24 protein-coding genes, 1 tRNA gene and 1 pseudogene are annotated in these 26,138 nt (G+C 64.1%); 16 read left to right on the top strand and 10 right to left on the bottom strand.

Annotated features, from left to right (window positions below):
- Window positions 1–37: 37 nt before the first annotated feature.
- On the bottom strand, window positions 38–787 hold the full coding sequence (locus EPN33_07230) for a cysteine hydrolase (protein TAN22717.1): 750 nt from the start codon (window positions 785–787) through the stop codon (window positions 38–40).
- Window positions 615–2,003: a nicotinate phosphoribosyltransferase gene (locus EPN33_07225; protein ID TAN22816.1), complete on the bottom strand. Its 1,389-nt coding sequence runs from the start codon at window positions 2,001–2,003 to the stop codon at window positions 615–617. The genes EPN33_07230 and EPN33_07225 overlap by 173 nt, the downstream gene beginning before the upstream one ends.
- Before the next feature lie 114 nt (window positions 2,004–2,117).
- Here EPN33_07225 and EPN33_07220 point away from each other — a divergent pair, with 114 nt between their 5' ends.
- From EPN33_07220 to EPN33_07165, 12 genes are all read left to right on the top strand, one after another.
- Window positions 2,118–3,509: an MmgE/PrpD family protein gene (locus tag EPN33_07220; GenBank protein TAN22716.1), complete on the top strand. Its 1,392-nt coding sequence runs from the start codon at window positions 2,118–2,120 to the stop codon at window positions 3,507–3,509.
- A complete protein-coding gene (locus EPN33_07215) occupies window positions 3,487–3,951 on the top strand; it encodes an OsmC family peroxiredoxin (GenBank protein TAN22715.1) in 465 nt (154 codons plus the stop codon). The genes EPN33_07220 and EPN33_07215 overlap by 23 nt, the downstream gene beginning before the upstream one ends.
- 12 nt (window positions 3,952–3,963) lie before the next feature.
- Window positions 3,964–4,950 (top strand): hypothetical protein, encoded by a 987-nt coding sequence (locus EPN33_07210; protein ID TAN22714.1) that lies wholly within the window; start codon window positions 3,964–3,966, stop codon window positions 4,948–4,950.
- Entirely contained in the window at window positions 4,947–5,936 is a 990-nt protein-coding gene (locus EPN33_07205) for a methionine synthase (protein TAN22713.1), read from the top strand. Before EPN33_07210 ends, EPN33_07205 begins: the two co-directional genes overlap by 4 nt.
- Before the next feature lie 14 nt (window positions 5,937–5,950).
- Window positions 5,951–6,373, top strand: a complete 423-nt coding sequence (locus EPN33_07200; protein TAN22712.1) for a BrxA/BrxB family bacilliredoxin — start codon at window positions 5,951–5,953, stop codon at window positions 6,371–6,373.
- 249 nt (window positions 6,374–6,622) lie between these two features.
- Complete coding sequence (locus EPN33_07195) at window positions 6,623–9,715, top strand: glycosyl hydrolase (GenBank protein TAN22711.1); 3,093 nt, start codon at window positions 6,623–6,625, stop codon at window positions 9,713–9,715.
- A gap of 4 nt (window positions 9,716–9,719) precedes the next feature.
- Window positions 9,720–10,076, top strand: a complete 357-nt coding sequence (locus tag EPN33_07190; GenBank protein ID TAN22710.1) for a DUF4236 domain-containing protein — start codon at window positions 9,720–9,722, stop codon at window positions 10,074–10,076.
- Window positions 10,077–10,090: 14 nt separating this feature from the next.
- Window positions 10,091–10,549, top strand: coding sequence for a type II toxin-antitoxin system HigB family toxin (locus tag EPN33_07185; protein ID TAN22709.1), 459 nt, complete (start codon window positions 10,091–10,093; stop codon window positions 10,547–10,549).
- Complete coding sequence (locus tag EPN33_07180; GenBank protein ID TAN22708.1) at window positions 10,546–10,950, top strand: DNA-binding protein; 405 nt, start codon at window positions 10,546–10,548, stop codon at window positions 10,948–10,950. The genes EPN33_07185 and EPN33_07180 overlap by 4 nt, the downstream gene beginning before the upstream one ends.
- 1,000 nt (window positions 10,951–11,950) lie before the next feature.
- Window positions 11,951–12,160, top strand: coding sequence for an addiction module antidote protein, HigA family (higA, locus tag EPN33_07175; GenBank protein ID TAN22707.1), 210 nt, complete (start codon window positions 11,951–11,953; stop codon window positions 12,158–12,160).
- A gap of 85 nt (window positions 12,161–12,245) precedes the next feature.
- A complete protein-coding gene (locus EPN33_07170; protein ID TAN22706.1) occupies window positions 12,246–12,803 on the top strand; it encodes an HdeD family acid-resistance protein in 558 nt (185 codons plus the stop codon).
- A gap of 68 nt (window positions 12,804–12,871) precedes the next feature.
- Window positions 12,872–14,896 (top strand): S9 family peptidase, encoded by a 2,025-nt coding sequence (locus tag EPN33_07165; GenBank protein TAN22705.1) that lies wholly within the window; start codon window positions 12,872–12,874, stop codon window positions 14,894–14,896.
- A 47-nt stretch (window positions 14,897–14,943) separates the two neighbouring features.
- Here the strand turns inward: EPN33_07165 and EPN33_07160 are convergent, their stop codons facing one another.
- Window positions 14,944–15,207, bottom strand: a complete 264-nt coding sequence (locus tag EPN33_07160; GenBank protein ID TAN22704.1) for a hypothetical protein — start codon at window positions 15,205–15,207, stop codon at window positions 14,944–14,946.
- A gap of 384 nt (window positions 15,208–15,591) precedes the next feature.
- Here EPN33_07160 and EPN33_07155 point away from each other — a divergent pair.
- Window positions 15,592–15,747: pseudogene (locus EPN33_07155) on the top strand (ISL3 family transposase).
- A gap of 71 nt (window positions 15,748–15,818) precedes the next feature.
- Here EPN33_07155 and EPN33_07150 read toward each other — a convergent pair.
- Window positions 15,819–15,896 (bottom strand) — tRNA-Glu (locus tag EPN33_07150).
- Between the two features lie 94 nt (window positions 15,897–15,990).
- Between EPN33_07150 and EPN33_07145 the strand changes: the two genes are divergently transcribed.
- Together EPN33_07145 and EPN33_07140 are read left to right on the top strand one after the other, a co-directional pair.
- Entirely contained in the window at window positions 15,991–16,275 is a 285-nt protein-coding gene (locus EPN33_07145) for a hypothetical protein (GenBank protein TAN22703.1), read from the top strand.
- Between the two features lie 19 nt (window positions 16,276–16,294).
- Window positions 16,295–17,200 (top strand): CBS domain-containing protein, encoded by a 906-nt coding sequence (locus EPN33_07140; GenBank protein ID TAN22702.1) that lies wholly within the window; start codon window positions 16,295–16,297, stop codon window positions 17,198–17,200.
- 36 nt (window positions 17,201–17,236) lie between these two features.
- On the opposite strand, the gene EPN33_07135 is transcribed toward EPN33_07140, so the two are convergent.
- From EPN33_07135 to EPN33_07110, 6 genes are read right to left on the bottom strand one after another with little or no spacing between them, the layout of a single operon-like run.
- Window positions 17,237–17,473 carry a DUF1902 domain-containing protein gene (locus tag EPN33_07135; GenBank protein TAN22701.1) on the bottom strand — a complete coding sequence of 79 codons (237 nt, stop codon included), beginning with the start codon at window positions 17,471–17,473 and terminating at the stop codon, window positions 17,237–17,239.
- A 25-nt stretch (window positions 17,474–17,498) separates the two neighbouring features.
- Entirely contained in the window at window positions 17,499–18,626 is a 1,128-nt protein-coding gene (locus EPN33_07130) for a hypothetical protein (protein ID TAN22700.1), read from the bottom strand.
- A 25-nt stretch (window positions 18,627–18,651) separates the two neighbouring features.
- On the bottom strand, window positions 18,652–20,370 hold the full coding sequence (locus tag EPN33_07125; GenBank protein ID TAN22699.1) for an aldehyde dehydrogenase family protein: 1,719 nt from the start codon (window positions 20,368–20,370) through the stop codon (window positions 18,652–18,654).
- A 12-nt stretch (window positions 20,371–20,382) separates the two neighbouring features.
- On the bottom strand, window positions 20,383–20,679 hold the full coding sequence (gene eutM / locus EPN33_07120) for an ethanolamine utilization microcompartment protein EutM (protein ID TAN22698.1): 297 nt from the start codon (window positions 20,677–20,679) through the stop codon (window positions 20,383–20,385).
- Window positions 20,680–20,717: 38 nt separating this feature from the next.
- Complete coding sequence (gene recJ, locus EPN33_07115) at window positions 20,718–22,388, bottom strand: single-stranded-DNA-specific exonuclease RecJ (GenBank protein ID TAN22697.1); 1,671 nt, start codon at window positions 22,386–22,388, stop codon at window positions 20,718–20,720.
- A 31-nt stretch (window positions 22,389–22,419) separates the two neighbouring features.
- Window positions 22,420–23,442 carry a radical SAM protein gene (locus tag EPN33_07110; GenBank protein ID TAN22815.1) on the bottom strand — a complete coding sequence of 341 codons (1,023 nt, stop codon included), beginning with the start codon at window positions 23,440–23,442 and terminating at the stop codon, window positions 22,420–22,422.
- 247 nt (window positions 23,443–23,689) lie between these two features.
- Here EPN33_07110 and EPN33_07105 point away from each other — a divergent pair, with 247 nt between their 5' ends.
- On the top strand, window positions 23,690–26,137 hold the full coding sequence (locus tag EPN33_07105; GenBank protein TAN22696.1) for an ABC transporter permease: 2,448 nt from the start codon (window positions 23,690–23,692) through the stop codon (window positions 26,135–26,137).
- The last annotated feature ends 1 nt before the right edge of the window (window position 26,138 follow it).

Below are 26,138 nucleotides of genomic sequence, written 5' to 3'. Positions count from 1 at the left end.
ACGAGGCCCTGCAAGCGGTCGACGGATTGCACCTCAATCAGCCCGTGGCCGACAGGGCAAGCACGTCATCGGTGCTTGCAAAACGGACACCAGCCTCAGCGAGCGTGCGCAAAGCCGTTTGGTGGCCCTCCTCGGTGATGCCGCGAATGGCGTCGGTCACGACGATGACGGCATAGCCGCGGCGCCGGAGCGCCAGCGCCGAAGCCTGGACGCAGTAGCCGGTAGCGACGCCAAAAACGACGAAGCGGCTGTCGCCCAGTGCGCGCAGCAACGGATCGAAATTCGGATTCGAGGAGACGTCGTAGTCGATCTTTTCCAGAATCACCTGGCCCGCAGCCGGCGCCGGCGGCCGGAATGCCCCCGGCCGGTTGAGGAGAAGGAGCGGCGCGGGCATTCGCGTCTCGGCAATCCTTTGCTGTCCGGGCGTGCCGGCGACGCAGTGCGGTGGCCATTGCGCGAAGCTGGGGTCGTCGGGTGCGTGGGCGTCGGCCGAAGACAGCACCAGCAGCCGCTGCGCGGCGGCGAAGGTCATCAACCGTTGCAGGTTGGGAATGATGGTTTCCGCGCCGGGCACGTAAAGCGCGCCCGCGGGCAGCATGAAGTCCACCTGCGTGTCAATGTCGAGAAATACCAGCTGCGCTTCGCTCATGATTCTTTGGCTCGCCGAGTGCCTTGCGTACTCCGGCGTCGAGTTCCTGTAACGCGGCGCTGGGCTCAACGCGATAGGCAGTCGCGTTCCTGAGCGCCCTGACGCCCTCTGGCAGGCTCTGCACCTGTTCGCGCGCATGCGCCCGGATCGTCTGCGCCGCCGCCGCTGCCTGCAATCGCTTCCCCGACCGCATCACCGGCTGCAGCAGCGGCCTTGCGCCGGTGATCGGTTCGTCGCTGCGAGCCAGAACGTCGTGATCGAAGCGGCCGCTGCGGCTGAACCGGAATACCTGCTTCTTGCCGGGAAAATAGCCCTTGCCTTCTTCCGTCTTGGTAATCGGGCGGATGCGGCCCTGCGCCTCGATTTCCACCAGCTTGTAGATGGCGTTCAGAGCGGGGGCGTCGTGCGAGGTGGCCAGCTCGGTGCCCACGCCAAAGGAGTCGATCGGCGTGCCCGCCGCCACCAGCGCCGCGACTTTGTCCTCGTTCAGATTGCCGCTGGCCATGATTTTGGTTTCGCGGTGACCGCCCCGGTCCAGAATCTTGCGGACTTCGCGGCTCAGCGCCGCCAGATCACCGCTATCCAGCCGGACCCCGGGAATCGGCACATCGAATTCTGCCGCCATGCGGGCCGCAGCCAGCGTGTCGTAGGTGTCCAGCAGCAAGTAGGCGGATTGCGGAAACGTCTTGAGCAGCGCCTCAAAACTCTCGCGTTCACTGGGGAACGCCTGCGTCCAGGAGTGTGCCGCCGTGCCGGCGATAGGAATGCCCCAGCGGAAGCCGGCCAGCACGTTCGAGGTCCCGGCGCAGCCGCCGAGGTAGGCGGCGCGCGCCGCGCGCAGCCCGGCCTCGGGCCCCTGTGCGCGGCGTGTGCCAAACTCGACGACGTCGCGGCCGGCCGCGGCTTCCACCACCCGCGCCGCCTTGGTGGCGATGAGGGTTTCGAAGTTGACGACCGAGAGCAGATAGGTTTCCACAATTTGCGCCTGAATGATGGGCGCGGAAATCTGAAGAATGGGTTCGCCGGCGAAGACGGCGGTGCCTTCCGCTACGGCGGCCACATCACCCTCGAATCGGAGCCGGCCAAGAAAGTCGAAAAACCGGCTCGACACCGTACGGAAGGCTGGAAGCTGACGCAGGTAACCGATCTCCTCACCCGAAAATGAGAGCTGCTCGATGTAATCCAGTGCGGCCTCGATCCCGCAAGCGAGCAGAAACCCGCGGCGGGGCGGCAGCGAGCGCACAAACAGTGCAAACGTGGCGCGTGCCTCCAGCCGGCGCTCGAAATAACCCGCGGCCATGGTGAGCTCGTAAAGATCCGTCAGCAGGCTGAGGCGGCTGGGAGCAATCGGCATAACGAATACGCGCATTTCGATAGTAGCGCGGTTCTACTCACGTGACTTGTATCACACCCATGCTGTGTTCCACACATCACGCTGTCGGGTAAACTGAAGAAGGAGGTGGGTGCGATGACCTATGCCGCAGCGCTTGCGGAATTCGCAGTGGGGGCCTCGTACCGCAGCCTGTCGGAGGCTGCCCGCCTGCAGGCCAAAATCCGGGTGCTCGATGCCCTGGGGTGCGCCATCGGCGCGCTGGACGGTCCTCCCGTGCTGCTGCTGCGTCAGCACACCGATGACTTTGGCGGCCGGCCCATGGCCACGCTCATCGGCGGCGGCAGGACGGCGCCCGACCGCGCTGCCTTTTACAACAGCGCGCTCGTCCGCTACCTCGACTTCAATGACAGCTACCTCGCCAAGGGCGAAACCTGCCATCCCAGCGACAACATTGGCGCCGTCCTCACCGCGTCGGAGTACGCCGGCCGCGACGGCAAGGAATTCCTGGCCGCCGTGGCGCTGGCCTATCAGGTGCTGTGCCGTCTGTGCGACGTGGCGCCGGTGCGCGCCAAAGGCTTCGACCACACCACGCTGGGTTCGTTTGCCGTCGCTGCCGGCGTAGCGCGCGCGCTGGGACTGAACGTGGCGCAAACCACCAACGCGATCGCCATCAGTGGCACCGCCTTTAACGCCCTGCGCGTGACCCGCACCGGCGCCCTGTCCAACTGGAAAGGCCTGGCGTACCCGAACACCGATTTCTGCGGCACCCACGCCGCCTTTCTGGCGATGCGCGGCATCACTGGCCCGCCGGAGGTGTTTGAGGGCAACAAGGGCTTCATGGACGCCATCTCCGGACATTTCGAGATCGACTGGGCGCGCGAAGACCTGGAGTGCGTCACCCGCACCATCGTCAAGAAGTACAACGCTGAGGTGCACTCACAGTCGGTGCTGGAGACGGTGCTGGCTATGAAGCGCCAATACGGTTTCCAGGCGGCCGCTGTCAGCCGCCTCGAGCTGGAGGTTTTCGACGTCGCCTTCAACATCATCGGCGGCGGCGAGGAAGGCGCCAAAACGCTGGTGCGGACGAAAGAAGAAGCCGACCATAGCCTGAACTACATGGTCGCCACTGCGATTGTGGATGGCGAAGTTACGCCCGAGCAGTATCTGCCTGAGCGCATCCAGCGGCCGCAAGTCCAAACCCTGCTGCGCAATGTCAGCGTGAAGCCGAACGCCGCCTACAGCGCCCGCTTCCCGGAGGAGATGCCCTGCAAAGTGACGATTCATTTGACCGATGGCCGCACGCTGACAGAGGAGGGCCGCGACTACGAAGGCTTCCATACCCATCCGTTTACCTGGAAGACCGCGCTCGATAAATTCAACCGTCTGAGCGAGCCGTACGCGCCTGCACCCTTGCGCCAGAAAATCGCAGAAGCGGTCGAGGATCTCGAGAACCGGAAAATCGCCGACCTGATGAACCTGCTGGCCAGCGTGAAAGGAGTCCACCATGGAGCCCCAAAAAGCGCTTAAGACCTTCCAGTTCCACAACACTGTAGTGCTGCAAACCGCCAAAAGAGGCGTAATGCGTCTGCCGCAACATGCCGAGGTCGCCATCGGCAGCCCGCCGGAGTTTCGCGGCACGCCCGACGTGTGGTGCCCCGAGGAGCTGCTGCTGGGCAGCGTCAACAGTTGCCTGATGCTCACCTTTGTCGGCCTCTCGCAGCGCCGCGGTCTGAACGTGGCCGCGATAGACAGCCAGGTGGATGGCACCGTCGAAAGCGTAGACGGCCATTACGAAGTGACACGCATTACCGTGAAGCCCGTCATCACGCTCGGTCCGCAAGGCGATCCTGCGCTTGCAGCGGAGTTATTCAAAGCGGCGCGGCAAGCCTGCATTCTCTCCAACTCGGTCAAAGCCACCATCGCTCTGGCGCCGGAATTCCGCACCGGCGGCGCCAGTGCGCTCGCCTAGGAGGTTCGCGCTATGGAACTTCGCACACTGACCCACGGGAGCTATCCGCGCATTGGCAGCACACCGGAGGAGCAAATCCTGCGCAAGACTATCGCCCAGCTTGATCGCGGGGAAAAGACCGAAGCCGACGTACATGCCGCCGAAGACCGCGTCGCCGCCCTAGCCTTGGCGGAGCAGGACGCGGCCGACATCGACGTCGTCACCGATGGCCTGGTGCGCTGGTACGATCCGGTCTCGCATTTGGCAGGCAAACTGGCGGGCGTGCGCATTGGCGGCTTGCTGCGCTTCTTCGACACCAACTTCTACTTCCGCCAGCCCGTGGTCGAAGGCAAAATCGTGCGCACCCAGCCACTGGTGTTGGACGAATACCAGTGGGCAGCGAAAAAAGCGGTGCGGCCGGTCAAGCCGGTGCTGACCGGACCCTACACACTGGCGCGCTTATCGCTGCGTGAACCCGGCGCGCCCAGCTTCGAGGCAACCGTAGAAGCCATGGCCGATGCGCTGGCGGCCGAAGTGGCTGCGCTGGCGGGGGCCGGCGCGCGCCTGATCCAGATCGACGAGCCGGCGCTGCTGCAGTACCCCAGGGACGTACGCATGGCGGCGGAGGCCTTCGGCCGTATCGCCGCGTACAAAGGGCGGGCAGAGCTGGCCTTGGCCTTGTATTTCGGCGATGCCGTGCCACTGTACAAGACGCTGCTCGCCTGGCCCGCCGATGTGCTCCTGCTGGATTTCACCTATAGTCCGGATCTGCCCCTGGTGGTCGCCGGCGAAGCCTGCGGCCGGCAGATCGGCTTTGGCTTATTGGATGGCCGCAATACTCGCCTCGAGGACCGCACCCTGGTTCTGCGCCAACTCGAAGCCATGCTGCACAAGTGCCAGGCGCCGCGCGCCTACCTCACCACTTCCTGCGGCCTGGAATACTTGCCGCGCGACCGCGCCCGCGCCAAATTGCAGCATCTGGGCGCGCTCAAACGCGAATTTGCCGGAGGCATGCAATGAGCCGGGCCAAGTTGCAGCATCTCGGAATCGAGCTCCCGCCGCTGCCCACTACCTCGGTCGGCAGCTTTCCCAAGCCGGACTATCTGCTGAAGGCCCGCGCCGATTTCGCGCAGAAACAAATCGCGGCCGATGCCCTGCATGCCGCCGAGCAGCGGGCCACCGAGTTCTGGATTCGCAAGCAGGAAGAACTCGGCCTCGATGTGCTGGTCGACGGCGAGATGTACCGCGGCGACATGACCGCCTACTTCGCCGACAACCTCGCCGGCTTTGCGCAAGGCGGCCTCGTTCGCTCCTACGGCAACCGCTACTATCACAAGCCCATCATCACCGGCGCCATCGCATGGAAGGGGCCGATCGCGCTCGACTGGTGGCGTTACGCCCAGGGGCTCACCCGCAAGCCCGTCAAGGCCATCCTCACCGGCGCCTACACTATGATGGACTGGTCGTTCAACGAGTTTTATCCCACCCGTCGCGACGCCTGCCTGGCGCTGGCGCGCGAGATCCGTAAGGAAGTCGAAGCCCTGATCCAGGCAGGCTGCAAGTTCGTGCAACTCGACGAACCCGCGGTTTCAGTCCGCCCGGCCGAGCTGCCGCTCGCGGTTGAGGCCATGCGCCTCATGACGCATGATCTCGACGCCTACTTCTTTACCCACATCTGTTACGGCGATTTCGAGCGCATTTATCCCGCCATGCTGGAGCTGGCGGTCGATAACTTTGACCTCGAAATGTCGAACAGCGGCCTCGACATGCTTGATCTCTTCCGCAAAAACGCCTTTCGCAAGGACATCAGCTACGGCGTCGTCGACGTGCATTCACACGTTGTCGAAGACTCGGGCACGGCTACCCAACGGCTGCAACAAGGCCTGGCCGTTCTGCCGCGCGAGAACGTCTGGGTAGACCCCGATTGCGGCCTGAAAACGCGCACCACCAATGAGGCGATCGCCAAGCTGGGCGCGGTAGTGGCGGCAGCGCAGGCGATGCGGTAGGAGGGATCACGCGAATGTATCCAGAAATATGGGTCACACCGATGCGGGAAGAACTGACGCGCATCGGCTTCCTTCAGTTGCACACGCCAGCAGACGTGGACGCAGCCCTGGCCACAGAGGGCACGACGCTGCTGGTAGTCAATACCTTTTGTCCTCACGCCGTCCTGGCGCGTCCGGCCGTCGCGCAGGCGCTCCAGAGCGCGCCGCGGCCGGATCATCTCGTAACCGTGTTTGCCGGTCAGGACCTGGCCCCGACCGCCCGCGCCCGCGCTTTTCTCGCTCCCTATCAGCCGTCCTCGCCTGCCTTTGCGCTATTTTCCGGCGGCAAGCTGATTTTCATGATGGAGCGCGATCAAATCCTCGGCCGTCCGGTTGAGGCCATCGCCGCCGATCTTGCCGCTGCGTTTGGGCATTTTTGCGTTGCCAGCGGTGTGTGACGCGGCCCCAGACGCCCCTATGGCGGCAGCTTGGAGGAGCCCGGAGCGCCAGCGGGCGGACCCTGCCGGGAATCGAAGCCCGCACTCCAAGCGACCAAAGGGAGCGACCAGGGCAAAAAGTGGCGAGCCACTATGAAATTTCCTGCATCTATAGCTCTGCCACTCCCCTCTGCGCTATAGTTCCTTCGCCAGCTCTTTTTTGGGCCTAGGCTCGGTCACTCTGTGACCTGTGAGAGGGGATCTGCCGCCATGTTCAAATCCAAATGGTTCTTGCTTGCTTCTGGTCTGTTGCTGACGCTGCCACTGACGCTCGCGGCGCAGGTGCCGGTGAGCCAGCTCACCGCCGGCCTGCATTGGCGCAGCGTCGGTCCCTACACGGGCGGCCGCGTGACGACGCTCGCGGGCATCCCCTCCCAGCCCAATGTCTTTTTCGAGGGCACCGCCGGCGGTGGCGTCTGGGAAACCACCAACTACGGCTCAACCTGGGAGAACATCTCCGACAAATACTTCAAGGTCGGTAGCATCGGCGCCATGGCCATCGCGCCTTCCAATCCCAAAATCATCTATGTCGGCACCGGCGACTCCGCGCCCCGCAATACCGTCACCACCGGCGAAGGCATGTACAAGTCCACCGACGGCGGCAAAACCTGGCAGTTCACCGGCCTCGGCAACACCCACATCATCAGTTGGATTCTGATCGACCCGCAGAACCCCAATATTGTTTACGCCGCCGCCCTGGGCCATCTCTTCGGCCCTAATCCCGAGCGTGGCGTCTTCAAGTCCACCGATGGCGGCCAGACCTGGCAGAAGATTCTCTACGTCAACGACCACACCGGCGCCATCACCATGGCTATGGACCCGTCCAAACCGCAGGTGGTCTATGCCGCCATGTGGCAGATGCGCCGCCGTCATTGGGGCTTTTCCAGCGGAGGTCCGGGCAGCGGCATTTACAAAACCACCGACGGCGGCGCGCATTGGACCAACATCACCCACAATCCCGGCCTGCCCACGGGCATTTTCGGCAAAGTCGGCCTTGCGGTCTCCCCGTCCGATCCCAGCGTCGTCTACGCCCTCATCCAAGCGGATTACAAAGGCCAGGCAGGCGGCCTCTTCCGCTCTGACAACGCCGGCCAGACCTGGAACCTCATCAGCCTCAGCCAGGACATCACCCAGCGCGCCTTCTACTACGGCCGCGTCTACGCCGATCCCAAAGATCCCAACACCGTCTACCTGCCCAACGTGGGCGTTTACATCTCCCACGATGCCGGCAAAAAGCTGATCACCCTCCGCCCGCCCCATGGCGACAATCACGCCTTCTGGGTCAACCCCGACAACACTCAGATCTTCATCGAAGGCAACGACGGCGGCGCCACCGTCACCCGCGATGGCGGCAAGACCTGGAGTTCGGAAGATAATCAGCCCACCGGCCAGTTCTATCACGCCAACCTGGACGATCAATTCCCCTTCCACATTTACGGCGCGCAGCAGGACCGCGGCTCGGATGAAGGCTCCAGCGCCACGCCCGCCGCCGTCTGGACCACCGTTCGCGGCGGCGAAATGAGCTGGGTCGTCCCCCAGCCCGGCAAGCCCTGGATCACTTATGCCTCCGGCTACTACAGTGATGAGTACCGCGGCAACCGCCGCACCGGCTTCTCCCAGCTCGTTAGTCCCTGGCCTGCCTTCAAGTTCGGCGACGGCGGCCGCATGCTCAAGTACCGCTTCGGCTGGAATCATCACGCTGCCGTGTTCAATCCGCATAATCCCAGTGAATTCGTCCTCGGTGCTCAGGTGCTGCTCGTCACCACCGATCAGGGCATTCATTGGAAAGCCATCAGTCCCGACCTCACGCGCAACGACCGCACCAAGCAACTGCGTCCCGGCGGCCCGATCAGCAAAGATGTCACCGGCGAAGAGATGTTTGACACGATTTCGTCTATCGCCTTCTCGCCGCTCACCGATGGCGTCATCTGGACTGGTTCCGACGACGGCCTCGTCTACCTCACCCGCAACCATGGCGCCCACTGGAGCGAGGTTCGCCCGCCGCAGCTACCCGAGTGGTCGACCATTACCTGCGTCGAACCTTCCAACACCCAGCCCGGCACTGCCTACGTCTCGGCGAGCCGCTTCGACTGGGATGATTTCCACCCCTACATCTACAAGACGACCGACTACGGCAAAACCTGGACGCCGCTCACCACTGGCCTTCCCGACAATGAATACGTCGAGTCCGTCCGCCAGGATCCCAACGACCCCGATCTGCTGTTCGCCGCCACCAGCCGCACCGTCTATTTCAGCCTCAACGGGGGCGCGCAATGGCAGCCACTAAGCCTCAATCTTCCCGCCGTCCGCGTCGACGACATTGAAATTCAACCGCAGCAGCACGCCGTCGTACTCGCGACGTTTGGCCGCGCGTTTTGGGTCCTCGATGACCTGCAATACCTCGAACAGCTCAACACTGCCTCTGTCACCGCGTCCGTGCCCTATCTATTCAAGCCGCAGCAATCCTGGGAGGGCGCTGCCGGCGGCGGCGGCTTCGGCTTCGGCGGACGCGGTGGTCCCGAGCGCCGTGCCTCGGGCGCGACCGTCTTCTTCTATCTGCCCTCCGATTACACCAGCTCGACTCCGGTCAAGCTTACCTTTACTACCGCTGATGGGCAGCTCATCAACAGCTACACCCTCCCGCTCAAACCCGTGCGCTCCCGCTTCGGCGGCATGAGCCGCGTGGTCAAGCTGCATCCCGGCATGAACCGCTTTCAGTGGAACCTGCGCTACGCGGACGCGGTCGAGGTGAAAGGCATTTACCACTACACCCAGCAGAACGGCCCCATCACCGGCCCCGAGGTCGTTCCCGGAACCTACGACGTCAAACTGACGGTCGGCAGCAGCACCGTGACGCAGCCCCTTACCGTCACCCTCAACCCCAACCTGCCCACCACGCAGGCTGAGTTGCAGGCGCGTTTCGATCTCCTCATGGGCCTGCGCAACGCCGCCAACAAACTCGACACCGCGCTGAACCGCGCCATCGACGCCCGCGCCGTGCTGCAAAAAGACGTGCGCACCAGCTCCTCCGGCTCGGCTGCGGCCCAGCCTCAGATCGCCCGCCTCACCACCGACATCAACGACCTGGTGAATCTGCACATTCAGTCGGGCGAAGGCAGCCTGGTTTTCCGCAATCACCTGCGCTCGTGGCTGTTCCGCATCAACAGCCGCATTGATCGCAATTACCTCCCGTTGACCTCGGGCATGATCGGCGTCGCCCACATGTATATCCAGCAGGCCGATGCCGGCGCCGCCCGCCTGCAAGCGGACCTCACCGCGGGCAAGGTGGCTACGGCCAACTAAGCCGATGGCCTACGTCCGCCTCTTCCGCCGCGTCCGCGTGGCTCCGGGCGTGACTATGAATCTGAGCAAGTCCGGTCCCTCGCTCAGCTTCGGCGTGCGCGGCGCCCACCTCACCGCCGGCCGCCGCGGCCTCACGCGCACGGTCGGCATTCCCGGCACCGGCGTCTACTGGACCGACCGCTCCGGCCGCCACACCGGCGCCCACACCGCCCCGCACTTCGCCGACGCCGCCAACCCCGCCGGCCAGCCCCCAAAGCACGCCTCAGTCCGCTCGGCTGCGTCCTCTGGCTCATCGCCGCCCTCGGTGTCCTCGGCTTCCTCGGCCAGGCCTTCGGTTCCTGAATTCGCAACCGCCGTTTGACAACTTCACGACTCGTGAAGTACGGTAAGGAAGTGCATCTCGTCACCCGCAGGCATCTGCGCGAGGCCATGAAGCAGCACCCCGATGCAGCGAGTGAAGTGGAAGCTTGGACGACCATCGTTGAGGCGGTCCGCTGGCGCAATTTTGCCGAAGTGCGAGATATGTTTAAGGACGTCGATTATGTCAATGGTTATGTAATCTTCAATGTCCGGCGCAACCGGTACAGGCTGATCACCGTCATTCATTACGCGAAGACGATCGACGGGAGGCAGACCGAGGGCCACGTGTACATTCGCTCGTTCTTGACGCACAAGGAGTATGACAACCCTGGGAATTGGGACAGGAGGTTTGCGCATCCGGCGGCAGCTTGGAGGAGCCCTGAGCGCCAGCGGGCGGGCCCTGCCGGGAATCGAAGCCCGCACTCCAAGCGACCAACGGGAGCGACCAGGGCAAAAAGTGGCGAGCCACAATGAAATCAGTTCTTGCCAATCCCGCAGAGATGATCGCGCATGGCGCCCCGCGTGTCATTCATAACGATCAAGAGCTCGAGTCGTACACGGACGCACTATTCCAGCTCACCGCCCTGGAGCATCCGTCTCGGGCGGAAGCACAGGCAGTCGAACTGCTGACCCTGCTCGTGGAGCGCTACGAGCGAGCTCACTATCCCATCCCGGCGGCTGATCCCGTATCGATCGTGCGGTTTCTCATGGCGCAGCAGCACCTCAGGCAACGCGATCTGATTCCTCAGTTTGGGTCCGAGAGCGCAGTGTCCATGTTTCTTGCCGGCCAGCGCAAACTCACGCTGGAACAGCTTCGCCGCCTGAGCACCCGCTTCAGCCTCTCCGCCGACGTCTTTCTCGCGCCCTCGGGCTGAATCGGTGCGTGTCGCCGCCGTCATTGAAAGCGGCCTAAGCAAAGGGCCGGAGTAGGATCCCCCCGTCGTGCCGCTATGTGAGAAAATGCGCCGATGCCGGCAAAGCCATACAAAAAACCAACGATGGGGACCTGCCCGCTTTGCCGACAGCACCGTAAGCTCTGCCTGAGCCACTTTCTGCCGACTGGCGCGTACAGGTGGCGGCAGCTTGGAGGAGCCCTGAGCGCCAGCGGGCGGACCCTGCCGGGAATCGAAGCCCGCACTCCAAGCGACCAACGGGAGCGACCAGGGCAAAAAGTGGCGAGCCACAGACTGTGGGGCAACGATCAGCATGCGCTAGTCGTATTTGGCTCCAGAGGCGCAGTCACGACGGTCCGCCAACTGAAGGAGTACGTCCTGTGTGAAGACTGCGAGTCCGCGTTCTGCACTAAGGGGGAACAATACACGCTGAAGCACTGCTTCGACCGCCGAAGCAACTCCTTTCCATTGTGGCTACTTTGCTCTCAGCCTTCTCTGGCGTTCTGCCATTCGGCGGTGGAAAGTGCCTGTAGAATTCGGAAGCTGCGCCACACCGATGCAGTTGGGCCCGTACGCGGAAAGGATCAGACAATTCCTCAGTGGCAGAAGCTGCCCTGGCCGACACCATAAGCGTGATCGTCACCGCCTGCACCGACGCGGTTTCACAACAGACCGCGGTTCTCCCGTATGACATGGGTCGAGGAGGCAGAGCTTTCCGGTATGGGCTCAAGGTCCCCACCAGGATTTCACCCACCGTGGGCGGCTTGCGCTTTGTGTTTAGCATGATTCTCGTCATCGATAGGTGCCGCGGGACGGACGGGTTCGTACATTACTGCACAAATGGCGGGTGCTGCGAAAGGATGCCAACCGCACAGAGATCGCTGATCGCGCCAAGAATGTCTTGGCTCCTGCCGGAAATGAGCAGGCAGTTGGGCTGGCGAGTGATCGAACATCGCCAACCCAGGCCGCGCTGGCCGAAGCGATGGGCGTGCCTCGCAAGCACGTGAACCAGCTTTGCAACGACCGCCGGGCCGTCACCGCGCCCACCGCCCTGATCCTCGCCCGCGTATTCGGCACCAGCCCGGACTTTTGGCTCAACGCCCAGCGTCGCCTGGACCTCTGGGAGGCGATGCATAGCCCGCGCGAGCACGCTCGCATTCGCCGCGCCAAGCGTATCGGCGCCGTCGCCTGACCGGTCAAAATGGGACTCGGCTGCGGCTCTCGATCTCCAGAACTGGATTCGCTCATCCGCATTAGGATGAGGGCAAGGAGCCAATATGACACCAGCTCTGTTCCCTGCCGGATTCCGCGAACTACGTCGCAATTGGATATGGCTGTTTGTACTCGGCATACTCTTGATTATCCTGGGCGTGGTCGCGCTCATCGATTCGGTGACTGCCACCGTCATTTCCATGCTGTTTTTTGGCTGGGTGCTGTTGATCGCGGGCATTGTTGAGGCGGTGCAAGCGTTCCGGCATCGCAACGGGAGCCACATCTTCCTCCATGGGATGAACGCCGTCCTTGGCATTGTTGTTGGCCTGTTGTTGCTCCGGCACCCCGTGGCGGCAGCGATGGTGATCACCCTGCTGCTCGCCGTCTACTTCACGGTCGCCGGGGTTTTCCGCATTATGAGTGTGTTGGCACTAAGGCCGCCGCGCTGGGGCTGGGCTCTCGCCGACGGCATCATCACCTTTATCCTGGGCGTTCTGGTGTGGGTACGCTGGCCGAGTTCAAGCCTGTGGATCATCGGTTTATTCATTGGTATCGATCTGATTGTCGTCGGTTGGTCAGAGGTGATGTTGGCTTCCGCTGTCCACCAGATCCCTCAGGAATAAGCCAGGTTTCAGCATTGTGTTCACTGGGGTTTGGCATTACGCTACAGGGTGACCTATCCGGATACCCTATGAACCCCAGCCGCTTCCATTGCTTGTTTGCGTTCCTGCTCGCCTTCGCCGTTGTTCCGATTGCTGGCGCCCAGTCTCCCGCATCCGAAAACGCCCGCATCGACCAAGTCCTGGCGCAACGCGCCGCCGTAAGGCGGATCTCCGATGTCGCGATGTCTCCCGACGGCCAGCATCTCGCCTGGGTCGTCGCAAGCCGCGGCCGATCGCTTGTGATCGGCGATGAGAACGGCCGCGAGGCCCACAGCGTCGCCATCCCCGGCGGCTGCGCTACCGCAGCCCTGAGCTGGGCGCCCGATTCCCGCTCCCTGGCCGTCCTCACCCGCTGTCGCGTCGCCGCATCCAACACCAAGCCGATCGCCGGCGCCCTCTGGCTCGTCAGCGCTAACTCCTCCACCGCACCGCACAAAGTTGCCAGCCTCGACGGCTACACTACCGACCTCGAATGGGCTCCCGACGGCGCCCACGTCGCGTTCCTCTACGTGCGCGGCGCCACGCGCCTGGCGCGCGCAACTGCATCCAGCAACCCCCGCGTCGGCGTCATCGGCGGCAACGACGTCCGCCCGGAGCGCGTCGCCACCGTGGCCATCGCCCACGGATCACTGCGCGAGCTCACCCCCGCTAGCCTCTACGTCTATGAGTTCGCCTTTTCGCCCCACGGTAACCGCATCACCTACACCGCTGCTCCGCCGCCGGGCGACAACAACTGGTGGATCGCCAAACTCTATACCCAATCCGCCCGTCCCGGCGCCGCGCCGCAAGCGCTGGTCGATCCTGCCACCATTACCGGCGAACTGCATGACATGCAAATGCAGCAGCCCACCTTCTCGCTTGACGGTAAAAATATCTACTTCGTCGGCGGCCTCATGAGCGATCGCGGCGCCGATGCCGGCAACCTCTATCGCGTCGCCTCCGCCGGAGGAGCACCCGTCGACCTCACGCCCGGCATCCCCGTCACCCTCCATCAGTTCACCTTCCTCGACGCCCACAATCTGGTGATCACGCAAGAGTCACTCGGCTACGTGCAGCTCGCCCATTACACCCTGTCCGGCAACGCCGCCCACCAGACGCACGTCCTGTTCACCGCGCCCGGCGCTTTCCGTCAGGTGTCGATCTCGGCCACGGCGCCCCGCCGCATCGCCTTTGCCGCCAGCTCCTTCGAGCATGCCCCGGAGGTTTACGCCGGCCCGCTCGGCGATCAAGCCCCGCCTGCCGTCACCGCCGTCAACGCTGCTCTCAAGCCCTCCTGGGGTCAGGCTCGTTCGGTCGAATGGCACGATGGTTCGCTTCTGGTCCAAGGCTGGCTGCTCTACCCGGTGAATTTTGATCCCCACAAGACCTACCCCATGATCGTGTCGGTCCATGGCGGTCCGACGTTTGCCAACCTCCCCTCTTGGGGCGGCAATGCGACGGTCTATTCCAATTTCGGTTATTTCGTCCTGCTCCCGAATCCGCGCGGCAGCACCGGCGAAGGCGAAGCTTTCACGCAGATGGATCGCGGCTCCGGCAAAATGGGCTACGGCGACCTCGACGACATCCTCAAAGGCATCGACAAAGTCGAAACCATTGCGCCCGTCGATAACCACCGCCTCGGCATGACCGGCTGGAGCTACGGCGGCTTCATGAGCATGTTTGCCCCGACCCAGACCAACCGTTTCAAGGCCGTGGTCGCCGGCGCCGGCCTTTCGGATTGGAAAAGCTACTACGGCGAGAACCAGATCGACAAGTGGATGATCCCCTTCTTCGGCGCCTCTGTCTACGTCGCCCCCACCGCCTACGCCAAAAGCTCAGCGATCAACTTCATCACCCACGATCACACCCCGGCGCTGGTCGTCGTCGGCGAGCGCGACGAAGAATGCCCCGCGCCGCAGTCATTTGAATACTGGCACGCGCTCCGCGCCATGGGCGTGCCCACGACACTCGTCGTCTACGCCAACCAGGGCCACGGCATCTCCAACCCCGCCGACCAGAAAGACATCCTCCGCCGCTCCCTGCAGTGGTTCGCCCGCTACCTTGCCTCTCGCTAGCGCGGAAGGGCGCCGTGTGCGCCCGCTGCACCATTCCGGCTTCGCCTTCAGGCCGCCCGCGCTGATATGTTCTCTCCGTGGGAACCGAGCTGCTTCACGAGTTTGTTGTAGACGCCCATCAGCAGAATAGGGGCGGCCCACTGCCCTACGAAGAGAGCCGCTGAGTCCCGCCGGGCCAGCTTGAGGCCGGCCGAGATCCCCATGGAGGCAATCGCCATCCCCAGATAACCTATTGAGGGTATGCGCGCAGTTTGGCGCTCGATTTGTTGAGTGAACTGATCTTCCCGTGCATTTTGTGCCATGGATTGCATGGATGCATCCACCGGAGCTGGTGATCCTGCCCTGGCCGCCGATTGAACATTAGTAGGCCGCCTGGCGCCTCGACTCCGCCGCAGGGTGGACTGCTGATCGAGAAGCGCAACGGGCTCTCCCGGTAGTGGTTCGTCAATACCTCGCACCCGGGCGTTAGCCCAACCGGCGGACACGCGGTTGGCGGGCGAAGGCTTTATCGAAGGTTAGAATCTCGGTGGCGCAAAGCCGGTTGCGCACGGCTTCAAGCAGCGGCTGCGCTATCTGCTGGTCAAGAAAAACCGCACCCGCTGACAGCGCGCCCAGCTCGCGGCCCGCTTTTTGCGCGCGGTTTGCGGCAGGCGCGCCTGCCGCAACTGGTGCAACTGCGTGAAACGCTTCACTACTCCTGGTCAGAAAAAATCGCCACCATGTGGCGCTTCAGCCGCAGCAAGGGCATCACCGAGGGCTTTCACAACAAAATGGAACTGATCAGCCGCCAAGCTTACGGCTTCCGCAACTTCGAAAACTACCGCATGCGCGTCAAGGTACTATGTGGTTGAACCGTTCCGGGGACCGGCACTCCCCCGTTGTTGGCGTAGAGCCCGAGGCAAAAACGGCCAAATTTGAGAACTGGCGTCCCCGACGGGATTCGAACCCGTGTTATCGCCGTGAAAGGGCGGTGTCCTGGGCCGGGCTAGACGACGGGGACGCAGAACAGGAAGGCAGTGCCAGTTTACCATGTGCTCCCCCGCGTCCCCTCGCGCCTTCTCGCACCCGCTCGCAATCCCGGCTAGACTGCGCCTATGATCTCCTGCACACACGTCGATCAAGTCCGTCACGTTACCCCCCGGACCCCGAACGGCTGCGAAGAATGCCTCCAGTCCGGCGACACCTGGGTGCAACTGCGCAAGTGCATCACCTGCGGCCACATCGGCTGTTGCGACAGCTCCAAAAACAAACATGCCACCGCCCATTTCCATGCCACGAAGCATCCCATCATGCGTGCCTACCGGGCCGGCACTGATTGGGCCTGGTGCTATGTCGATCAGGACTACCTCAACCCGATTCCGCAACCCAAGGCCGCCTGAATATTGAGGAGCGTTCAACATGTCCCTCGAACCCTTCCGCCGCGAAAAACTCGTGATCCTTTCCGCGCGCTCGACCGTCTATCAGGCCGCGCGTGCAATGGCCGACAACCACGTCGGAGCCGTCCTCGTCTCGCGCGAGGGCCGGCTCGCCGGTATCCTCACCGACCGCGACATCGCCCTTTCGGTGGTCGGTGAAGGCCTCGATCCGGTCATCACATCCCTCGATGAAGTCATGACCGAAGGTGTACTCACCTGTCCTATCAGCGCCAATCTCGCCGATGTGGCGCGCCTGATGCGCGATTACGGAGTCCGCCACCTGCCGCTGCTCGAAGCCGACCGCCCGGTCGGCTTAGTTACCTTCGACGATCTGGTCCTGTCCGGCGAGGTGCGCCTCGACGATCTGCGCGCCGTCGTGCACGAGCAGCTTGTCGAATCCGAAGCGCCCGGCAAGCCCATGGGCGTGCCGCATCCCGCCCGCGCCACCGATGCCGGCACCCGGATGCGTTCCCGCATGCGCGCCGAAGCCCGCGCCCAGCACGTGAACGACCGCTTCATCACGGCCGTGATGCAGGCCACAGGTCTTGACCATGACCGTGCCGAACGCGGCATGGCGCTGGGCATTTGCATGTTGTGCCATCGCCTCACGCCCGAGCAGGCGCAGCACACTATCGCTCAGCTCCCCTCCAAGCTGCACGAGCGCCTGATCTCCTGCGCCGACGGACCCGACCGCGCCGTTACAGCGGCTGCCATGCAGGTGGAAATCTCCCGTTCCCTCAGCCTCGACTCGGTCACCGCCAACGATTTCCTGATCTCCCTGTTTTCCGTGCTTCACGATTTCGTCTCGCACGGCCAGATGGAGGAGGTGCGCGACCAGCTCCCCGAGGACCTCCGCGCGATGTTCCCCGTCGTCCGCCGCGCCGCGTAGCCTGCTTCAGCACGCCGTTCGCGGTGTGAATGTTATCTACACTCGAGCGGGCGCCACAGGCTCAGCGTAGGCCGCGACCAACTCCACGGTGAAATCGGGCTCAGCCGGCGCAGATAGACCATTAGCTTCAAGTAACTCGGGTATCAGAACCCGCAGCTTCGCCTGAAGCGCATCGGGTCCAGTAGCCTCGGTGACCAGCCCGGGCCCGTCGGACGATTCCGCGACCCAAACCTTAGCTTCGCAATCCCAAAACGCACGAACGTGAATCACCATTCTGGCCCCAGCATACCAGACGGGCTTACGCCGCCCTGAGCCAAGCGGCCAGGCCTCCCGCGCCACGCTCCAGCTCCTCGGCCGCTGGGCCGGCCACAATCTCCACCGGCACGCCCCGCGCCTGCGCCAATTGCGGCAGCACCGCGCGCGGCGACTGCACTGGCCGTTCATGGCCGCACTGGGGACACTCCGCCGGCCCGCCCCGCTCCACCCAGCCGCACGAAGGGCAGGCGCGCACACGCCCGCGCAGGTCGCGCATGGCGATGAGTTCGCGCACGCGACCCTCCTGCAGCGCGTTCAGCGTCGCCTCGAAACCGGTGACCACATCCGGTCGCGTCCGCTGTTCCAGCAGGCGCTGCACATCCGCGCGCTCCCGCTCGCGCTTCCACTGCTGGATCAGCGGCTCCGCGACCGCCACGATTTCGCTGGCGCGTTCGCAGGTGATATTCCGCTCCGAGCTGAGCACCCGCGCCGCAAATGCTTCCGGCAGCGCTGCCTGCACCTGCGCAACGGCTTTCGTGTCTCCCAGCAGCAGCACCGGCTCCAACCGCTCGCGCTCGCTCCATCGCTGCGTTTCCGTAGCCACGCTCTCGTAGAAGCGCTGGTGGTTGGCCGCGAGCCGGCGCTCAAAAATGTCCTTCTCGTCGCCGGGCCCCATCACCCGCGTAATCTTACGCCACTGCGACGTGTCAAGCTGCAGGGGCCGTGCGGCATCCTCCTCGATCTCACCCATCCGGTACCGGAAAAACCGCGCTCCGCCCCGGCTGACCACCACGATCCCACAGGGCTGATGTTCGTCCAGCAGCCATAGCAGTTGCCCCAACGCCGGCTCGCCCCAGTAGATTTCCTCCTCCACGCGCACCTGCAGCGGCAGCAAGCGCCAAGTCCTGGGACCCGCAAATACCACCAGCCCCTTCGATCCTCCGCCGCGCCGGTCCATCAGATACTCGGCGACTCGTTCCGCCTGCGCCAGGCAGGCTTCTCGCTCCGACGGTCCCCACGCCGCCACTAGCCGCCGGGCTTCCGAGCGCAGCCATGTTGCCGGCCCCTTGCGGCCCTGGTTACGGGGATTGGCAGGATCGGTGTCGAGATAGGCGGTGAGAACCGGCTCCCCAATTTGCGGCAGAGCAAGCACCTCGCGCGTGTCGAGCATGCGTCTTTAGATGCTCGTGCCCAGCCTACGTGGTGACCAAAAATATGTCGCGCTCACGCCCCAGATCCCGCGCTGCGGGCGTCACGATAGTCTTTGGGCCAATCGCAATTTTCCTGCCCGCGTTCGCCGCCTCGCGCACATCCGCTTCGCACACAAACGCCACCGGCTTGGGCTTCGGCGGTAGTGGCGGCGGCGTGAAGGCAGGGGTCAGGGGCCTGGGGTCAGGGGCCGGCGGGGTTGCCTCGGGGGCAGGATGGATGCCGCGTTCCGCCAGGATGCGCTCGACCGTCGCTCGCAGCTCATCCTTGGGCGCGGCGTGCTGACAGGTACACGTGGATCCCACCGGCGCCCCCACCCCGCTGACCCGCTGATCCGCTGACCCGCTGACTCGCTCCCCTTTGTCCCACGCGATTCTCTTGATGTTCATCAAGTGCTGCGGTCCAATATTGTCGCTGGTGATGTTGCCGCCAATCGCTCCGCAGCCCAGCGTCATGGCTGGAAACAGGTTTGTCGTGAGGCCAATCGATCCCTGCGGCGAGGGGCTGTTCACCACCACGCGGTACGCCGGCATGCGCGCTCCGTAATCGCGGATCACGGCTTCATCCTGGGCGTGAATCACACACGTATGTCCCAGGCCGCCAAAGTGCAGCAGGTCGCGGCAGCGGTCCATCGCGCGCACCCGGTCCGGGAGAAAAAACAGCGCCAGCACCGGCGACAGTTTTTCCGCCGAGAGCGGATACTGCTTGCCCATGCCCGCCAGTTCCGCGGCCAGCACACGAATTTCCGGCCCCACCTTCTCGCCAAACCCCGCCATCGCTGCCAGCTTTTGCGGCGCCTGGCCGACACATTTGGCGTTGACCGTGAACGTCTCCGGATGGATCAGCGTCTTGCCCATCTTGTCCGCTTCTTCCGGCGACATCAAATAGACGTTCTGCTTTTTCAGCTCCGCCAGAATCGGCTCGCGCAGCGCCGTCTCCGCCACCAGCGCCTGCTCGGAGGAGCAAATCGTGCCCCAGTCAAAGCTCTTGCCCGCGACTACGTGCCCCACCGCCCGCGCCACATCCGCCGAGCGGTCGATGTACGCCGGCACATTGCCTGGTCCCACCCCAAACGCCGGCTTGCCCGAGCTATAGGCGGCCTTCACGATGCCCATGCCGCCCGTCGCCAGAATCACCTTGGTGCGCCGGTGCGACATCATCTCCTGCGTGCCTTCGCGCGTCGGCGTCGAAAAGCAGCCGATCAGATCGCCCGGCGCACCCTGCGCCACCGCCGCCTGATGCATCAGCCCCACGGTCTCGCAAATGCAGCGCATCGCCGCCGGATGCGGACTCAGCACAATCGCGTTACCCGCCTTGAGCGAAATCAGGATCTTGTAAATGGCAGTCGACGTAGGGTTGGTGCAGGGAAGTATCGCCGCCACTACCCCCATCGAAACCCCCATCTCGATGATGCCGCGCTCTCGGTCTTCGCTGAGCGGGCCCACGGTGCGCATGTCCCGGATGGCGCTGTAGACCTTCTCCGAGGCAAACAGGTTCTTCTGGATTTTGTCGGCGACCTTGCCGTAGGTGGTCTCGTCGACCGCCAGTTTCGCCAGCCGCTCCGCATGTGCAGTTGCGGCTGCCGCCATGGCGCCCACAATGGCGTCCACCTGGGCCTGTGAAAATTCGCGGTAGGTCTGCCAGGCCGCGTGCGCGCGCTCGATCAGCTCGCGTGCCTCAGCTACGGATTGTGCCGCGTTGGCCACGCCGGCTCCGCCTTACTTCTTGCTGTCGGCGGGGATGACGCCCTTGTTCGGCAGAATCTTTTCGACTTCGCTGTGCGGCCGCGGAATCACGTGAACGCTCACCAGTTCGCCCACTCGCCGCGCCGCTGCCGCGCCCGCGTCCGTGGCCGCCTTGACCGCGCCCACGTCGCCGCGCACCATTACCGTCACATAGCCGGCGCCGATATATTCCTTGCCCAGCAGGACCACGTTGGCGGCCTTCACCATGGCGTCGGCGGCTTCAATCGAACCCACCAGGCCTCTGGTTTCAATCATTCCCAAAGCTTCCATCCGCGTTTCCCTCCCGAGACACCAACGCGCTTACGCTATCACAGAACTGCTGCCGAGGTCACGAAAAACTCACGCAGCATCAGCCGGGTCTGCTCCCCAAAGCGCTCGTGCATCGTCGTCTCCAGCCGCCCGATCAGCTCCAGTTCCACTCCCGGCGCCAGCCGTGCGCAATCGGTCGAATTCCACAGCAGCGCCGTATGCCGCACCCCATCCTCTTCGACCACCAGCTTCAAATGACGCTCTTTCAGGACTTGCGGCGCCTCCGCCAGCCGCGCGCCCCGCACCCGCAGGACGGGCTCGGGGTTGCCTTCCCCGAACGGCTGCAGGCGCGCCAGTTCTTTGCAAATCGGCGGCGTCAACTCGCTCAGCCGGACCTCGAAATACTCCGCGTTTTTGCGAGCCGGCGTAGGCATCTCCGCCTGCGCCAGGTAGGTCCGCAGCGCCTCCAGCTTGCCCGCGTCCATTGAAAACCCCACCGCCTGCGCATGTCCGCCAAAGCGGTCAAACAGATCTCCGCAGCCTTCGATGACCTGTAGCAAATGCATCCCGTCCGGCGCCCGTCCCGACCCATGTGCCCGTCCCTCCTCGAGGCTCACGATCACCACCGGCCGCTGTGTCCTCTCCACCACCTTGTTGGCCACAATCCCCAGCACGCCCCGGTGCCAACCCTCGCCGGAAATGACCTGCACCCCGGGCTCCTCGCCCAGCCCCCGCGCTTCAATTTCCGCCAGCATCCGCGCGCAGCACTGCTGCCGCTCCTGGTTCAGCCCCTCCAGCGCCTGCGCAATCCCACCCGCCTCCGCCGCCGGGGCAGAGAATAGCTCGACCACCCGATCCGCCGCGCCCATCCTGCCCGCGGCATTGAGCCGCGGCGCCAGCCCAAACGCCACATCCCGGCTGGTGACGCGCGTTTTTCCCTTCGCCATCGCAAATCCCAGCAGCGCCCGCAGCCCGGGATTCACCGGCCGCTCCAGCCCCTCCAACCCAAACCGCGCAAACACCCGGTTTTCTCCCAGCAGCGGCACTGCATCCGCCACCGTCGCGATCGCCACCAGCTTCAAATATGACCGCAGCCCCGCCGGCCACGTGCCCTCCAGCTTGCCGCTGCGCTCCAGCAGCGCCTGCGCCAGCTTGAACGCCACCCCCGACCCGCATAAATTCTTATCCGGATATTCGCAACCCGCCTGATGCGGATTCACAATCGCCACCACCGTCGGCAATGTTTGTGGCGGCAAATGGTGATCGGTGATGATTACGTCGATGCCCAGCGCCTGCGCCCGCTCCAGCGCCTCCTGCTCGCGGATGCCGTTATCGACCGTAATCGCCAGCTTTACGCCATCCGCTGCCGCGCGCTCGAACGTTTCCGCCCGCAACCCATACCCATTGCCCAGACGCTCCGGCAGCTCATAGCTAACTTCGGCCCCCAGTGTCTTCAGCGCCTGCCGCAAAATGACGGTCGCAATCGTCCCATCGACGTCATAGTCCCCGAGAATCCGTATGCTCTCGCCGGCGGCGATGGCCCGCAAAGTCCGCGCAACGGCTGGCTCCATCCCCAGCATCAGCCAAGGCGAATGAGTATGCTCCAGTCGCGGATACAAAAACTCCGTAACGGCTTCAATTTCACTCCACCCGCGCTCGGCCAGCAGCCGCGCCAAAAGAGGCGACACCCCCAGCGCCACCTGAATCCTGTCGGCAGAGTTCGTCTTCACTGACCACTAACCACTAACCACTGACCACTGTTCATTTGATCTGCACCAACTCCGCCCCCTCGGCCGCCTCCGCGCTCCGCGCCCTCATGGCCTCCGGGGCCTTCTGCTCATCCCGCCAGAAGTCCATGATCGAGGTGTAATGCGCGCAGGCCACGGTGCAATAGGGTGCGCAGGCTTTCTTCAGCCCGTACTCGCGGCGGATGTCTTCGATGGTGTATTCGGCCAGTGGGATGCCCGGCGTGCCGCGCTGCTGCGAGCAGTAATGCACCAGCCCGTTTTCGCAGATATACAGATAACGGCTGCCGGCGCGGCACTTCCAGTCGTTCGGTTTGCCGCGCGCGATGTTGTCCTGAAACTTGTTCAGCCGGAAAAACTCGCGCTTGCCCAGCCGCCGTACCTGCTCGTAGATCGCCATTTCCTGCTCCGCGAGCGGCCGAAGCTGTCCATGCCCATCGTGAATAATGCCCACCGTGGTGGCAAAGCCGCATTCCACCGCCCGTTTCGCAATGGTCAGCGCATCTTCCGGATGCCGCACGCCTGATCCCAGCACACTATTAATGTTCACGTTGAACCGGGCATATTCCGCCAGCAGCGCCAGCTTCTTGTCCAGTACCTTGAGACTCTTGACCGACACGTCATCCGGCTGCACGTTGTCGATCGAGATCTGCAGGTAGTCGAGCCCGGCCCGGTTCAGCCGCTCAATGCGCTCCTTGACCAGCAGATAGCCGTTGGTAATGCAGCCTGCCAGCATGCCCCGCTCGCGGATGCGGGCGATGATGTCGTCCAACTCCGGGTGCAGCAACGGTTCGCCGCCGCTGATCGTCACCAGGCTCGTGCCCAGCCGCGCCAGATGGTCCACCCGGCGCCGCATCTCCTCAATCGGCACCGGCTTCGAGTGATCGTCGTACTCGTTGCAGTAGCCGCATGCCAGGTTGCAGCGCCGCATCGGCACCATATGCACCTGCACCGGGTGCTCGGTCGAGCGTACCCCATGCCAGATTGCCGCCCACTCGCGCAGGCGCCGGGAGATCGGTTTGTGGCGTGCCTTGACCATGCCCTGATCCCACACAGTGTGCCTGTAAAGCCGCATTTTGTCACTATTTTCGGCGCGAACGGTCGGAACCGCGCCATGAACTGCGCGTATATTTGGGTAACATGCGGGACTTGCACTATGCGTTGCGTCTTTGCTCAATCGCGGGCACCCGGCTTCACTCGGCGCTGCGCGCCTCGCAAAGCCGCCCGCTCTCTGGGCTGGGGGCCCGGCGCCCCAACCCAGCCGCGCTTGCGAAAATTGAGGAGCCATGCGAGACCTGCGCTATGCGTTGCGTCTGATCGCGAAAAGCCCCTGGCTGTCGCTGGTTGCGGTGCTCTCGCTGGCGCTGGGCCTGGGCGCCAACACCACCATCTTCGCCTTCGCCAACCGTCTGCTGCTGCAGAAGCCGCCGGTGGCCAATCCCTCGCGTCTGGTCGAAATCTACACCCACGACCCCGACCCCCGCGCCGCGCTCAATGGCGACTATCCACTCAGCTATCCCGACTACCTCAGCTTCCTCCATCGCGCTCACAGCCTTTCCGGCTTGCTCGCCTACAGCCCGCTCAACCAGGTCAATGTGGTCACCGCGCCCGGCGCGTCAACCCAGCCCTGGACCGGTGAGCTTGTGACTGACGGCTACTTCCATGTCCTCGGTCTCCACCCGGCCCTCGGCCGCTGGTTCGTCTCCGCCGAAGATACAGTGAATGACGCCAGCCCCGTCGTCGTGCTCTCCTTCGCCATCTGGAAAACCCAGTTCGGCGGTTTGCCCGGCATCCTGGGCCGCACGGTTCAAATGAACGGCGCTCCCTACAGCGTCATTGGCGTCGCCCCGGAGAGTTTTCATGGCCTGTTTGGCGGCGTCGAGTGCAATTTCTGGGCGCCGGTCACCATGTCCGATCATCTCGGCGAACCTGGCGTCATCGAACAGCGTGCCCACCGCGCGCTGCTCGCCGTCGGCCGTCTCAACCCCGGCGTGACCCTCGCCGCGGCCTCGACCGAGCTGGACATGATCCAGCACCAGCTCGATCAGCAATACCCCAAGGCTGAACTAGCAACGTTCGGCGGACTCGCCGTGCCCTTGGAGGCGATTCCCAAGCCCTTCCGCGGCTCGGCCAGTTCCATTGTTCTGCTGCTCGAAGTCGTTGTCGGCCTGGTGCTGCTGATCGCGTGCACCAACACCGCGCTGGTGCTGCTGGCGCAGGCGCTCGGCCGTCAGCGCGAGTGGGCGCTGCGCGCCGCGCTGGGCGCCAGCCGCCGCCGCCTTCTCCGCCAAGGCCTGGTGCACAGCGTCCTTCTCGCCCTCATCGCCGGCGGCCTCGGTCTCGGCATTGCCGAGTTGCTCTGGCCGCTCTTGATCCGCCTGCGGCCCTCGGGCTTTCCGCTGGCGCCGCCCACGGGTTTGAGCGCCTCGCTCATCGCCTTTACGTTCGCTCTGGCGCTCGTGGCCGGCATTCTGTTTGGACTCGCTCCTGCCCTGCAAGCCACGCGCCTGCGTGTCCTCGACTACATCAAAGACGGTACGCCCGGCTCCGGCGGCGTGCGCTCGCGCCTGCGCAGCGGCTTCATCATCGCCCAGATGGCGCTCTGCGTCGTGGTGCTGGTCGGCGCGGCGCTGTGCCTGCGCTCGCTCGCCCGCGCCCGCGCCATCAATCCCGGCTTTGACACCCAGCACCTGGTCCTCGTCCATGATGTCAGCCCGCAGTCGCTCGGCCATAACGGTCCCGCAGCGCATCAATTCCTGCTTCAGGTTCGTCAGGCGGTCGATCGCGTGCCCGGCGTCACCGCGGCCGCCTGGATCGTCGAAGTGCCGCTCCAGACCGGCGAATCCGATGCCATGGTCCTGCCCCCCGGCGCATCCCCTGGCACTCACGGCGAAGGTTATCGCGTCGAGGTCACCAGCGTCTCGCCCAATTATTTCCGCGCCAGCGGTACGCCGCTGCTGGCGGGCCGCGGCTTCACCGAAGCCGACCTCGCCGCCGGCCGTCACCTCATCGTGATCAACGAAAATCTCGCGCGCCATTTCTGGCCGCAGGGCGGCGCCGTTGGGCACGAGTTCACCTTCCCCGGCGACAGCACGCATCCGCCCGCGACCATTGTTGGCGTCGCTGCCAACGGCAAGTACCACAACCTGAACGAATCCCCCCGCCCGTACCTGTATGAGCTCACTCCCATCGCCACCCCCGGCTCGCTCATGATCCACGTCGCCGGCTCGCCGGCCAGCTTTTTGCCGGCCATCCGCAAGCAGTTGCAATTGCTCGATCCCAACTTGCTCAGCGCCAATATCCAGACCGGCGCTGCCTTTATGGAACTGCCGCTCTACACGGCGCGTATGACAAGCGTGCTCCTCGGCAGTTTCGGCATCTTGGCGCTGCTGCTCGCCATTGTCGGTCTTTATGGCGTCATGGCCACGACGGTCACGCGCCGCACCCGCGAATACGGCATTCGCATGGCCCTGGGCGCCGGCTCTGGAAATTTGCTGCGCCTTGTGCTCGGCCAGGGCCTCCGCCTCGCCCTCTGGGGTACCCTTGCCGGAGTCGTTCTGGCTGCGCTCCTCACCCGTTATCTCTCCTCACTCCTTTACGGCATGAGCCCGGCCGATCCGGTCAGCTACTTCGCTGCGGTGGCGCTCCTCATCGCCGTGACCCTCCTCGCCAGCCTCATCCCCGCTTTGCGCGCCGCCCGCGTCGACCCCCTGCCTGCGCTGCGTCAGGAGTAAT

The organism is Acidobacteriota bacterium, from assembly GCA_004299485.1.
Taxonomy (GTDB): domain Bacteria; phylum Acidobacteriota; class Terriglobia; order Terriglobales; family SCQP01; genus SCQP01.
The sequence above is the reverse complement of the archived record's forward strand: the minus strand, read 5'-3'. Positions and strand labels throughout refer to the sequence as shown.